This window comes from Roseibium sp., assembly GCF_965233565.1.
Lineage (GTDB): Bacteria > Pseudomonadota > Alphaproteobacteria > Rhizobiales > Stappiaceae > Roseibium.
In genome coordinates this window covers 2,139,574-2,151,468 of the sequence record NZ_OZ247494.1, presented here as the reverse complement: position 1 = coordinate 2,151,468, position 11,895 = coordinate 2,139,574, and the positions used below count along the sequence as shown (strand labels likewise).

11 protein-coding genes are annotated in these 11,895 nt (G+C 61.0%); 1 reads left to right on the top strand and 10 read right to left on the bottom strand.

All coding sequences use genetic code 11. The features are described from left to right. Positions 1 to 90: 90 nt before the first annotated feature. Entirely contained in the window at positions 91 to 1,944 is a 1,854-nt protein-coding gene (locus tag ACO6TG_RS09890) for a dihydroxy-acid dehydratase (protein WP_422378024.1), read from the top strand. 101 nt (positions 1,945 to 2,045) lie between these two features. Here the strand turns inward: ACO6TG_RS09890 and ACO6TG_RS09885 are convergent, their stop codons facing one another. From ACO6TG_RS09885 to ACO6TG_RS09840, 10 genes are all read right to left on the bottom strand, one after another. Continuing rightward, the gene (locus tag ACO6TG_RS09885; protein ID WP_422378023.1) at positions 2,046 to 2,882 is read right to left on the bottom strand and encodes a substrate-binding domain-containing protein; all 837 of its coding nucleotides are present in this window, start codon (positions 2,880 to 2,882) and stop codon (positions 2,046 to 2,048) included. Then, positions 2,879 to 3,697, bottom strand: coding sequence for an ATP-binding cassette domain-containing protein (locus tag ACO6TG_RS09880; RefSeq protein ID WP_422378022.1), 819 nt, complete (start codon positions 3,695 to 3,697; stop codon positions 2,879 to 2,881). The genes ACO6TG_RS09885 and ACO6TG_RS09880 overlap by 4 nt, the downstream gene beginning before the upstream one ends. Beyond that, positions 3,690 to 4,397, bottom strand: a complete 708-nt coding sequence (locus ACO6TG_RS09875) for an ABC transporter permease (RefSeq protein ID WP_422378021.1) — start codon at positions 4,395 to 4,397, stop codon at positions 3,690 to 3,692. The genes ACO6TG_RS09880 and ACO6TG_RS09875 overlap by 8 nt, the downstream gene beginning before the upstream one ends. Before the next feature lie 265 nt (positions 4,398 to 4,662). Beyond that, complete coding sequence (locus ACO6TG_RS09870; RefSeq protein WP_094072238.1) at positions 4,663 to 6,264, bottom strand: BCCT family transporter; 1,602 nt, start codon at positions 6,262 to 6,264, stop codon at positions 4,663 to 4,665. A gap of 168 nt (positions 6,265 to 6,432) precedes the next feature. Beyond that, positions 6,433 to 6,807, bottom strand: a complete 375-nt coding sequence (locus ACO6TG_RS09865) for a carboxymuconolactone decarboxylase family protein (RefSeq protein WP_422378020.1) — start codon at positions 6,805 to 6,807, stop codon at positions 6,433 to 6,435. Positions 6,808 to 6,810: 3 nt separating this feature from the next. Beyond that, complete coding sequence (locus ACO6TG_RS09860; RefSeq protein ID WP_422378019.1) at positions 6,811 to 8,262, bottom strand: aldehyde dehydrogenase family protein; 1,452 nt, start codon at positions 8,260 to 8,262, stop codon at positions 6,811 to 6,813. After that, positions 8,259 to 9,002 (bottom strand): hypothetical protein, encoded by a 744-nt coding sequence (locus ACO6TG_RS09855; protein ID WP_422378018.1) that lies wholly within the window; start codon positions 9,000 to 9,002, stop codon positions 8,259 to 8,261. The genes ACO6TG_RS09860 and ACO6TG_RS09855 overlap by 4 nt, the downstream gene beginning before the upstream one ends. Next, on the bottom strand, positions 8,995 to 9,873 hold the full coding sequence (locus ACO6TG_RS09850; RefSeq protein ID WP_422378017.1) for a hypothetical protein: 879 nt from the start codon (positions 9,871 to 9,873) through the stop codon (positions 8,995 to 8,997). Before ACO6TG_RS09850 ends, ACO6TG_RS09855 begins: the two co-directional genes overlap by 8 nt. Further along, entirely contained in the window at positions 9,873 to 10,955 is a 1,083-nt protein-coding gene (locus ACO6TG_RS09845) for an aromatic ring-hydroxylating oxygenase subunit alpha (RefSeq protein ID WP_422378016.1), read from the bottom strand. Before ACO6TG_RS09845 ends, ACO6TG_RS09850 begins: the two co-directional genes overlap by 1 nt. After that, positions 10,952 to 11,860 (bottom strand): MurR/RpiR family transcriptional regulator, encoded by a 909-nt coding sequence (locus ACO6TG_RS09840; protein ID WP_094074755.1) that lies wholly within the window; start codon positions 11,858 to 11,860, stop codon positions 10,952 to 10,954. Before ACO6TG_RS09840 ends, ACO6TG_RS09845 begins: the two co-directional genes overlap by 4 nt. Positions 11,861 to 11,895 lie beyond the last annotated feature (35 nt).

The window sequence follows — 11,895 nt, the reverse complement described above, 5'->3', positions numbered from 1 at the left end:
GATTGCAAGCTGCGTGCCCCGAGGGTATCCAGAAGAGAGAGACAGAAGTGAGGCAGCGCGGGGCGACGCGCTTGAGTGAGAGAGAAAAAGATGTCCGATTCGAAGATTGTCCTGATTGACCGACATCCCGGCCGGTCCGCGCAGACCATCGGGGTCGCCCGGGAACTGGGCACGGACCCGGCACTCATCCATGAACCTTCGGTCGGGGTGGTCGGCACCAAGGGAGACAGCCAGTGTTATCTCGGCGTTGCTTCGAAAGTCGACGCGATCCACGAGCATCTGAAATCCCGCATCGGTAGCGGTGCCGACGATCTGAAGTATCGTCTGGTGCAGCCGGAATTCACCATCGCGACCTCCGACGGTATCCGCAACGGCACGCGGGAAATGCGCTATTCGCTGCTGGGCCGGGAGGTCACCAACGATTCCCTGTGCGAGCATCTGGAAGCGACCGGACTGGCCGGCACCATTGCCGTCGTTGCCTGCGACAAGCCGCCGGTTGGCACGCTCGCGGCGGTGCTGGAACACAACGAGCCGGCCATCATCATGTCCGACGGCACCATTCGCCCGGGCCGTGACCCGGAAACGGGTGAAGCCCTCGATATCGTCAGCGCCTATCAGGTTGCCGGTCATCCGGACCAGGCGGTTCGGGACAGGATCGCCTGCAATGCCTGCCCGGGCATCGGCAGCTGTGGCGGCATGTTCACCTATAACACCATGCAGACCTTCATCGGTGTCGTTGGCCTGCAGCCGTTGCACATGGTTGCCCCGGCCTCCGATGACCGCCGTCGTCTGGAAGAGTTCCCGAAGGAACTGGTGGCGCATCTGGCCAATATGATGGCAAAAGGTCTGAAGCCGCGCGACATCGTGCAACGGGATTCGATCCGCAATGCGGTCATCGTCGCCATGGCAATCGGCGGCTCGACCAACGTGGTCCTGCATGTTCCGGAAATCGCACGGGCTGCCGGTTTCGAACACTTCTGGCGCGACGTCATGACACCGGAAGAGTTCAATCACCTCTCCAAGAACGTCGTGCCGGTGCTGACCAATGCCCGGCCATATGGCAAGTATTCGATGATCGACATCGACCGGGTCGGCGGTGTTCAGGTGATCGTCAAGGAATTGCTCGATGCCGGGCTCTTGAACGGCGACATGATGACCTGCACCGGGCGCACGCTCGCCGAACAGGTCGCCGACCTGGAAACACCGGCACCGGATGGCGATGTCATCCATTCGGTCGCAACGCCTTTCAAGCCGACCGGCGGCCTGCGCATGCTGGGCGGTAACCTGTCTCCGGACTTTTCAGCCATTCTGAAACTGGCTGGCGTTGAAGGTGGTCTGGAAGACAATCTCTTCAAGGGGCGGGCGCGGGTCTTTGAAGGCGAAGTCGGCCTGATCAAGGCACTTGATGAAGCGCCTGACAGTTTCCAGGACAAGGACATGATCATTGTCCGCTATGAGGGGCCGAGCGGTGCGCCGGGCATGCCGGAAATGCTGGACCCGACCTCACGCATTACAACGCTTTGCCGCGAACGTGGCATTGTGGTCGCGTTGATGACGGACGCCCGGTTCTCCGGTGGGTCTGTTGGTCTGGTAATCGGCCATGTCGGGCCGGAAGCCGCGCTTGGCGGTCCGATTGCCTTCGTCGAGAATGGTGATGCCATCATCGTGGATCTCAACAACAACACGCTGAACTGCCCGGCGCTTGATGACGCGGCAACGCTTGCCGCCCGCAAAGCCGCCTGGGAGAAAATCGTGGCCGACAATGGTGGCCAGCATCCGAATTGCGGTGTTGCTGATACCCGTCTCCTGCACCGGGCGCGTCACACCGCGGTTCCGGCCGTGCGGGGCGGTGGCATGCATCCCAATCGGGAGGTCTGGGTGCGCGACCTGCGTGAGCCCGTGAAGTCCGGTTTCGAACCGCGGAACCGCCACCGCGAAGGTTAAGCGCGCAAGGGCCTCGCGTTCTAAAAGCGCGCGGCGTTTCCTGCAGCTAGATGGGAGCTGACAAAGGCCTTCAACCGTTTTGGGTTGAGGGCCTTTTTGATTTAGCTCGAGCCGTCATTGGCGTTGGGAAAGAACAACTGCTTGCCATCGACGGTGTAGTCTGCAATGGCCTGCTGGCCCTGTCTGGACAGCAGCCAGTCGATAAAGGTCTGACCCATTTCGGCTTTGACGTGGGGGTGGGCCTTCGGATTGACGAGGATCACGCCATACTGGTTGAAAAGCCGATCGTCGCCTTCTACGGCGATCCCGAAGTCTGCCTTGTTGCCGAAGGCAATCCAGGTGGCCCGATCAGTCAGCACATAAGCGCCCATGCCGGTGCCGGTGTTCAAGGTCGCGCCCATGCCCGACCCGGTTTCACGGTACCAGGTGCCGGAGGCTTCCGCCGGATCGATGCCGGCAGCTTTCCAGAGACGCAGCTCCGCCTTGTGGGTGCCGCTGTCGTCACCGCGCGAGGCGAACAGGGACTGGCTTTCCGAAATCCTGGCAAGGGCCGCAGTGATGTCGCTCATGCCGGCGATGCCGGCCGGATCGTCCGGCGGGCCGATCAGGACAAAGTCGTTATACATCACGTCGGCCCGCGAGACCCCGAGCCCATCTGCAACGAATTTTTCTTCGGCGGGCCGGGAATGCACGAACAGGACATCACCGTCGCCATTGGCCGCGTTGCGGATCGCCTGGCCCGTGCCAACCGCAACGACACGCACCTCGATGCCGGTCTTTTCCTTGAAGGTGGGCAGCAGGTGATCGAAGAGGCCCGAGTTCTGCGTCGAGGTCGTCGACTGAACGATGATGAACCGGTCATCGGCCAATGTCGGCTGGCTGGCGAGGGCGGCAAAAAGAAGTGTGGCGGCAAACGCCTGAAACATCCGCTTGATCAATTGGGTCTCCCGGAAGGGGCATGAAGGGAATGTGTGTTGGGACCGAGATAAAGGCGGCCGTCCCGCCAGGCGCGGACCGGTTCGCTCTGCGGCGCATTCAGGACGGTATCCACCGGACCGGTTTCGGCCACGGTCCCGTCCTGCAGGAAAATCACGTCCTGGCCCAGCCGTTTCGCCTGGCCGGTATCATGGGTGACCATGACAATGGTGACACCGCGCCGGTTGGCCTCCAGCACCAGTTGTTCAATAGAAGCTGTGGAGGCCGGGTCGAGATTGGCGGTCGGTTCATCCAGGAAGAGCAGCTCCGGGTCGCAGGCAAGGGCACGCACCAGGGACAAGCGCTGCTGTTCACCACCGGAAAGCACGCGGGCAGGTCGTTTTGCCAGATGACTGAGGCCGGCGGAGGCGAGGGCGGAACCGATCCTTTCGGCCTGGTCCTTGCCGCGCAATCCGCGCACGGCGAGGGCAAATTTCAGGTTTGCGAAAACGGACCGGCGCAGAAGAACGGGGCGCTGAAACACCATGGCCTGAGCCTTGCGGGCGATGCTGTCCAGTTTGTTGCCCTGCCAAAGAACCGTGCCGGTGTCGGGTTCCAGCAGGCCGTGCAGCAAACGCAGGAGCAGACTTTTGCCGGCACCGTTCGGTCCCATGATCAGCGTGCGCGATCCAGGCCGGATTGTCAGGTCCACCTCATTCAGAAGACGGGCGCCGCCTGCAGAAAAACTGAGCCCGCGGGTTTCCAGCAAGGGAGTGGTCTCGACTGGCGACTGCAGCACGGACGCGCTGGGGGCTGTGTTGAAGGAGAGATCACGCATAAGCAGACCTTTCGGCGGAGGCGCGCAGCGCCATCACGGCGGCGTTCACGGCAAAGGCAATCAGAAGCAGGATGACACCAAGTGCGAGCGCCAGTTGCAGATTACCCTTGGAGGTTTCAAGGGCAATTGTCGTGGTCATCACCCGGGTGACGTGGTTGATGTTGCCGCCGACAATGATGACCGCGCCGACTTCGGCGACCGCCCGGCCGAACCCGGCCAGGGCGACGGTCAACAGGCTGTGGCGGGCATCCCAGAGCATGGCTCCCAATCGATCGAGCGGACCGACGCCCATGGACGCGAACTGGTCGGCATATTCGCGGTTCAGATCCTCAATCACCTGCCGGGTAAGCGCGGCGACAATCGGGATGACCAGTACCATCTGGGCAATGATCATGGCCGCCGGCGTGTAGAGGAGACGCAACACGCCGAGCGGTCCGGAGGCCGACAGCATCATGTAGACGAGCAGCCCGACCACCACCGGCGGCAGGCCCATCAGTGCGTTGAGCACAATGGAAATGAGCGTGCGGCCGGGAAAGCGGAAGCAGGCAACCGCCGCCCCGAGAGGCAGGCCGATCAGGCAGGACAGGAACACAGCGGTGAGGGTGACCTGCATGGACAGGCCAATGATTTCCATGAGATCCGGATCCAGTGCAAAGACCAGGCCGAATGCCCCGGCAAATGCACCCCAGAAACTGTCCATTCCTGCATTTCCTCCCGTTTACGGGAAAAAATAACGTAAAATGCACAAAAATCCAAGTCGGCGTATTTCTACTGGCCAGACGCGCTACCTGACGCAAATCCTGACTGATTTCAGCGAGTTAGAAGGGAGGTGCAATCCGGGCTGGTCGCGATCGGATGGAAAAGACCAGGCGCAGTCTTTTCGAAATCGGCAAGCATGCCGTATTTTCCGGCAGAGCTTCGCTTTCCGGGCCGCGGAAGGAGGACCCTCCCGCGGCCGGGAACCGTTACATCTTGGCGCGCTCGGACCTGAGGGCCAGCCACAGGCAGTAGCACATCACCAGGACAACGATGGTGAAGGGGATGCCGGTCGAAACGGCGGCCCCTTGCAGGGCAGCGAGGCCGCCACCCAGCAGCAATGCGATCGCAACCAGACCTTCCAGGGTGCACCAGAAGACACGCTGGACAACTGGTGCATCCATCTTGCCGCCCGCGGTGATCGTGTCGATCACCAGGGAACCTGAGTCAGACGACGTCACGAAGAAGATCACGATCAACAGCAGCGATATCGGGGCCACGATCGAATAGAAGGGCAGTTCCCTGAGGAAGCCGAACAGAGCCCCTTCCGGTTTATAGGCGTCGATCACCGTTGCTCGCACACCTTCTGCACCGCCCGCGTTGAGCATGTCGATGGCAGCCCCGCCAAAGGTCGACATCCAGAGGGCGCAGACCAGTGTCGGCGCGATCAGGGCACAGAGCACGAATTCGCGCACCGTGCGGCCACGGGAAATCCGGGCAATGAACATGCCGACAAACGGCGACCAGGCAATCCACCAGGCCCAGTAGAAGGTCGTCCAGCCGTGGAAGAAGCTGGTGTCCTCGCGCCCGAACGGATTGGAGAGCGCCGGCAGCATCAGCACGTAGTCGGTCAGGACCGAGAAGTACCGGGTGACGGCAGTGACCAAACCGGTAGTCAGGATCACGAACAGGAACAGGGCGACGGCCATGATCATGTTGATCTCAGACAGTCTCTTGACCCCGGCATCCATTCCCATCAGGACAGACCCTAGGGCGATTGCGGTTATGCCGATAATCAGCAGAACCACGACCGTGGATGTCGGTTCAATGCCGAAGACCTCGTTCAGACCTGCGGCCACCTGCTGCGCCCCGAGACCGAGCGAGGTCGTCAGGCCGAACAGGGTGGCAAAGACGGCAAGCGTGTCGATCATGTGGCCCCACCAGCCCCAGACCCGTTCGCCGAGCAGCGGATAGAAGGCGGAGCGCAGGGTCAGTGGCAGGCCGAGATTGTAGCAGAAGATTGCGAGCGACAATCCGACCGCCGCATAGACAGCCCAGGCTTCGAGGCCCCAGTGGTGGATGGTGCCGACCACGCCGGCATATTCATTGCCGGCCTGGCTGATATCCACGCCAAGCGGGCTGGCGCCACCACTTTCGGCAAAATTGTAGTAGACCGGTTCCAGCACGCCGAAGAACAGCAGGCCAATGCCGATGCCGGCTGCAAACATCATGGCGATCCAGCCTGCATAGGAATAATCGGGCTTGGCGTCCTTGCCGCCGATCCTGACGGAGCCGACCGGCAGCACGATCAGGGCCAGGCAGAACAGCGTGATCGCGTTGACCGACAGCACCAGGAACCAGTCAAAGGTGCTGGTCAGCCAGGGCCGCAGCCAGCCGAAAAATTCGGCGGCGGCTTCCTGATTGGCAAGTGCGATAAGCACGAAGGCACCGATCAGTATGCTTGAGATCAGGAAGACGGGATTGTGCAGATCAAGGCCGAACGGCCTGATATTGTCCTGTCCGAGTTCATATTCGGTCTCGAAATCCCATACACGGGGATCCGGATCGAGCATCTTCTTTGTTTCCGACATATTCCCTCCCATCTTCCTGTCTTGCTAATCAAGGTGCACAGTGAAGTTTTGTCGAATTCCGATGCGTCTTTTTCTTTGTTTGTTGTCTGTTCTCTTTCGTATTTCGGCGTTTTTTCTTTTGCGAGTGTAAGGCTATTTCGAGTGTCGCGTCTATCTGATTGACGCTGGTCAGCCTTGTTCCTCGAGCACCTTCCGCGCCACGCGGAAGCATTCCAGCGCCTGTGGAACACCGCAGTAAATGCCGACGACATGAATGATCGCGCGGATTTCCTCCTGGGTCACGCCGTTGTTGATGGCGCCCCGGCAGTGGATCTCCCACTCGGTCATCTTGCCGAGTGCGCCGATCATGGAAAGGTTCATCATCGAACGTGTCTTGGCGTCGATAACCTCGTCGCCCCAGCCGAAGCCCCAGCACCAGGCGGTCATGGCTTCCTGGAACGGACGGGTGAAGTCGTCGGCAGCAGCCAGGTTCTTTTCAACATACTCGGCGCCGAGCGTGGCTTTGCGTTGTTCAAGGCCCTTTTCAAACAGGTCCTGGTCCATGATTTACCTCAGCTTGATGGCAACGTTTTTGGTCTGAACGTAGTTGAGCAGGGCTTCGCGGCCCTTCTCCCGACCGTAGCCGGATTTGCCGAAACCGCCAAAGGGGGTCTCGACACCGCCGGCATACCATTCATTGACGAAGACCTGTCCGGCGCGCAGGCGGTTGGCGGCACGCATGGCCCGGTCGACATCGGCGGTAAAAACACCGCCGACAAGCCCGTAAGGCGTGCCGTTGGCAATGCGGATGGCCTCGTCTTCGTCGCCGAACGGAAGCACGGACAGGACCGGCCCGAAGACTTCGTCACTGGCGATGGTCATCTCCGGGGTGACCCCGGTCATGATTGTCGGCTCCAGGAAAAAGCCGGGCCGGTTCATGCGGCGCCCGCCAGTCGCCACCCTGGCGCCTTCCCGTTCGGCCGCCGAGACCATGCCTGAAGCGCGCTGCGCCTGCGCTTCGGAAATCATGGCGCCCATATTGGCGCCAAATTCGGGAAATTCGAGACCACTGCCGACCTCAAGTCCCTCGGCCATGGCAATTAGGCCGTCGACCAGCTTGTCGTGGACCTTCTCCTGCACAATCACGCGGGACATGGCCGAACAGACCTGTCCGGCATTGAAATAGATGCCCCAGCGAACGTCAGACAGAAACGCGTCGAGATCCGCATCGTCATGGACGATGGCCGCCGATTTCCCGCCGAGCTCCAGAACGCACGGGACGACATTTCTGGCGGCGGCCGTGGCAATGGCGACGCCAGTTGGCACGGAACCTGTAAAGACGATCTGATTGACATCCGGATGGCCGGCGAGCGCCGCACCAGCCTCCTTGCCGATGCCGCAGAGGATGTTGAGAGCGCCCTTCGGCAGGCCGCAGGCCACCGCGGCATCCGCGAAATAGCGGTTGGTGAGCGGATCGAGCTCCGGTGTCTTGACCACGGCGGTGCAGCCGACCGCAAGGGCTGCCGACAGGGAGCGCGCGGTCATCTCCATGGGATAGTTCCAGGGAATGATCTGTGCGGAGACACCGCAAGGTTCGTGTGTGGTGAAATCGAAATAGCCGCTGCCGAGCGGGATCGACCGGCCTTCCATGGTCTCGGCCTGGTTGCCGTAATATTCAAAGTACCGAGCAGCCCCTTCGATCTCGAGACGTGCCTCCCAGAGCGGTTTGCCGGCTTCGCGCGTCAGAACAGGGGCGATTTCATCGATGCGATCGAGCAGAAAATCGCCCATCCGGCGTACGATCCGGCCGCGTTCCAAGGGGCGCAGGCCGGACCAGGCGCCGCTGTCATGCAGGGCCTTGGCAGCGGCAACCGCCCGGTCGACATCTCTTGCATCAGCAAGTGCCTGCCTGGCGAATGCGTCTCCGGTGGCCGGATCAAGCACGTCGAGCCAGCCTGCGCCGCCATCGACAAAGCTGCCGTCGATGAAATTCTGCCAATGATCCGGAAGGTCTGTCACTGCGGCATAATCCTGTGTCGGTGCAAATGGTCGTAATGGGGTTTCATGCGCCGGTAGACATGCTGGACGCGGGCGGGCGCTTCGGTGATGTCGACATATTTGCGCTTTTGAGGTGTCAGACCGGTCGAGTTCTTCAGGTTTGCATGGAAGGAACCGCCGTCCCACCAGCTGTATTGGGCGGTGTCCGCGCCCGGCTCCCAGCTGAGGGCCTTTTCCAGGAACGGCAGGTCCACGGCTTCGCAAAAGGCCTTTACAACTTGCTGCGGATTTTCCAACAGATCGCCGCTGTCGATGACGGGTGGCGGTGTGCCGTTCAGCGCGGTCAAGAGATCGAACAGGGCACGCTGCTCCGGAAAGCCGACTTCGGCCGCGTCAAAGTCGGGCCATTTGGCATGCATGGAGGTGATGGTGAGCGCCGGGTCGCGGATCAGGAACGCATGGGTGAAACGGGACAGGAAGTCTGCGTCCCACATGTGGTTGATATAGTGCGGAAAGTCCTTGATGAAGACCGGGCCTCTGTCGGCGCGCGCACGAATATCGTCCCAGACGCTGTCCAGTGTCAGGCCCGGGGTTGTCTTGTCACCCGGTTGAAAACGCGGCCAGAACGGGTCTTCGCCCTGATACCAGGCTTCGCCGAACGGTTCGTGCAGGCAATCAAGGTCGCCGCGTTGGCGCATCATCCATTCAAAGGCGGTTGAGGTGGAGCGCGGCACCGCCCAAAGAGCGACGATCTTATGCATGAAGTGTCTCCAGCAAGCGCCCGTGATGTCCTTCCGGCGCCAGGCCCAGCGACTTGAACACCCGCCAGTAGAGCGCCGTATCATGCGCAATGACCGGCTTGCCGAGCATCTGTTCCAGGTCCGGCGTCAAATGCAGGATGCGTTCCGGCTGACCGTCCGTTCCGGTCCGGAAATTGACCATGCCATTGGCAAGATAGGCATCCGCATCCGGGGCTTTTTCAGCAACATATTCAAAGCTTTTGCGGGCGAGAGATCCATCGAAGATCCAGCGTTTTGCGTTGACCGCTTCCTGGCTGTCGAGCCAGCCCTGATCGACGAAGTTTCCGGCCCAGACAACATCGAACCCGGAATCTTTCAGGAAACCGACCGTGCCCTGCCACCAGTCGGGCCAGTGATAGACAGCGTTGAGTGCAACCTTCTCGACATTCATGGCCCGAAGGGCCTCGACCAGCGCGTAGCCGGCCATGTGGAAGGCCAGTCCATGCGTGTCGCTCAGCCGCCGGCAGAAGTCCCGGATGCCGTCGACACCAAGCCCGGAGGCATGTACCCAGTTGGAGCCGACCTGGGCGCAGACATCGGCGCCATTGTTGGCCATGACGGCCGCGAACTCTTCCAGCAGCCGGAAATTCCGGCTGCGCTGGTCGAGCCGGTGGCCATACTCTGGGACATGCAGCATCCAGCCATGCACGCCGACTGTTCCAGGGGCAATGCGCAGGAAGTCGCTCGGGGCGGCGTCCCAGTCATGGGGCGGGCAGGTGAAACCGACCTGGTGAGGAAACAGTTTCTGCTCGGGCGTCCAGTCAGCGGGCATCGCCCCGCTCAAGCCGGAAGCCTGGCCCGAAGCCTGGTCAGATGTCTGTTCCCTGGCCATCAGGCCTCTCGCATCCAGGTTTGCAGCGCCTTGATGGAATGCTCCGAATGAACGCCGCAAGCCGGGTCCAGAACCAGTGGGCCGGGTGTGTAGCCGCGGCTTTTCAGGCCTTTGTGGACGGATTCCACCAGATAAATGTCTTCTTCCACCGTGGTGGACCGGTCCTGGACGGCAAGGCGGCGGATTGTCTCGCTGTCGACACCGTCGATCGTGTACCAGCCACGCCAGACAACGACGTGATCCACGTCGACCGCGCGCCAGTGATAGGTGTTCAGGATGTTGCCGGGATAGACCTGGAAGGAGAACAGGGGCCACAGGAACCAGGACGAATAATCGCCCGCATGCTCGTTGGAGCTGAGGTCGATGTCATAGGTCATCCGGTCGAGATTCTGGCACTCCGTGGTATGCCGCAGACAATAGCCCTGGGGCTGGATGTCATAGGTTTCCGGCTTGACCACGCCGGTTGCGAAAGTGGGGTGGTTGATGGGGCAGTGGTAACATTCGGAATAGTTCTCCACGGAGACTTTCCAATTGCAGTTTTCTTCTATTTCCACCCATTCAAGCGGCTTGAGCCGATCGATTTGCGGCACGAAGGATCTGACTTCCTCCCGCACATTCGGGAACCAGTCGTCCATCGGCTTGGCATCCGGATCGAGGTTTACGAAAAGAAAGCCGCAGAAGTCCTCGATGCGGACGGAGGTCAGGCAGATCTGGCTGCGATCGAAGCCGGGCACGGAACGGACATTGGGGCCGGAGCGGAGACCGCCTGTCAGTTCATAGGTCCAGCTGTGATAGGGGCAGACCAGCAGTTTGGTATTGCCTTCGCCCTGGACAAGCTGGTGCGCCCGGTGCTGGCAGACATTGTAATAGGCCCTGAGCACGTTCTCCCTGTCGCGCAGGCAGATCAGGCTTTCACCGGCAATTTCGACGGTGAAATAGTCGCCCGGCCTTTCAAGCTGCGAGACATGGCCGGCAAATTGCCACGTTCGCGCCAGCAGACCATCTTTCTCCCGCTCGAAATGAGCCGGGTCGGTGTAGTACCGCGCTTCGAGAGAATGGATCAGCTGGCTGTGAACGTTCATGAGCGGTCCTTCCACTCTTCCTGATAAAGCCCCATGGCATGGCGGCGGGTGTGAAAGCGTTCGATGCTGGCGATCACGTCTTCGGGCGCGTCCGCAATGACAAAGGCCAGCAGGGTTTCAAGCAGGGCAACGGTCGAGACCGAGGACGGAAAAAACTGCGGCGTCTCCGCGTCCACGACAAAGCTGTGATCGCTGCCAACGACAATGGGCGAGGCAGGGCTGTCGGACAGCGCGATGATGGTCATGCCCTGTTCGCGGGCGACCTCTACCGCCTCGATCACATCGGTGCGGTAGGGCTTGCACGTCATGGCCACAAGGACGTCGCGTTTGTCCGCACGCGCCAGATCGTCCGTTGCGACAGACCCCATCCTCGGGATGGTCCAGATCGTGTCGACCGCCATGTCGGCCAGGTAGGAGAAGATCCGCGCGTTGGAATTGTTGACGCCGACGCCAAGCACATAGGTGTGCCGCGCATTGACGATGGCATCGGCCGCCGCCTTCATGGCATCTGAGTTGGTGGCGGCAAAGGTGTTCTCGATATTGGCAATGGCGCAGGCCGCCATTTCCGCGAAGAGTTCGCCGAGCTGACCGCCCTTGGCCAGCGACTGCAGCCAGCGGGCACGGTCCGGAAAATCCGTGCCGCGGCTGCGGATCGCTTCGCGGAACGGATGGCGGAAATCCTCGTAGCCCTCGAAACCGACCGACCGTGCCATGCGCACGAAGGTGTTCGGTTTGACGCCCGCCGCATCGGCGATCTCGCGGATCGAGCTGACGCCGACATCATTCGGATTTTCAAGCACATAGCTCGCCGCCTTGCGCAGTTCGGGGGTGAGCTCCTCCAGCTCCGAGGCCAGCTCTTCCAGCACCGCTTGCGGGGCCTTCAAATCTGATTTTGGTACATTCATATCATTCATGATTGACGAGAGTACATTTGTACAAT

Coding starts and splice junctions, on each gene's coding strand:
- ACO6TG_RS09845 (WP_422378016.1), bottom strand. CDS start 10,955: ATGAACGTTCACAGCCAGCTGATCCATTCTCTCGAAGCGCGGTACTAC.
- ACO6TG_RS09890 (WP_422378024.1), top strand. CDS start 91: ATGTCCGATTCGAAGATTGTCCTGATTGACCGACATCCCGGCCGGTCC.
- ACO6TG_RS09855 (WP_422378018.1), bottom strand. CDS start 9,002: ATGCATAAGATCGTCGCTCTTTGGGCGGTGCCGCGCTCCACCTCAACC.
- ACO6TG_RS09870 (WP_094072238.1), bottom strand. CDS start 6,264: ATGTCGGAAACAAAGAAGATGCTCGATCCGGATCCCCGTGTATGGGAT.
- ACO6TG_RS09880 (WP_422378022.1), bottom strand. CDS start 3,697: ATGCGTGATCTCTCCTTCAACACAGCCCCCAGCGCGTCCGTGCTGCAG.
- ACO6TG_RS09865 (WP_422378020.1), bottom strand. CDS start 6,807: ATGGACCAGGACCTGTTTGAAAAGGGCCTTGAACAACGCAAAGCCACG.
- ACO6TG_RS09875 (WP_422378021.1), bottom strand. CDS start 4,397: ATGGACAGTTTCTGGGGTGCATTTGCCGGGGCATTCGGCCTGGTCTTT.
- ACO6TG_RS09850 (WP_422378017.1), bottom strand. CDS start 9,873: ATGGCCAGGGAACAGACATCTGACCAGGCTTCGGGCCAGGCTTCCGGC.
- ACO6TG_RS09840 (WP_094074755.1), bottom strand. CDS start 11,860: ATGAATGTACCAAAATCAGATTTGAAGGCCCCGCAAGCGGTGCTGGAA.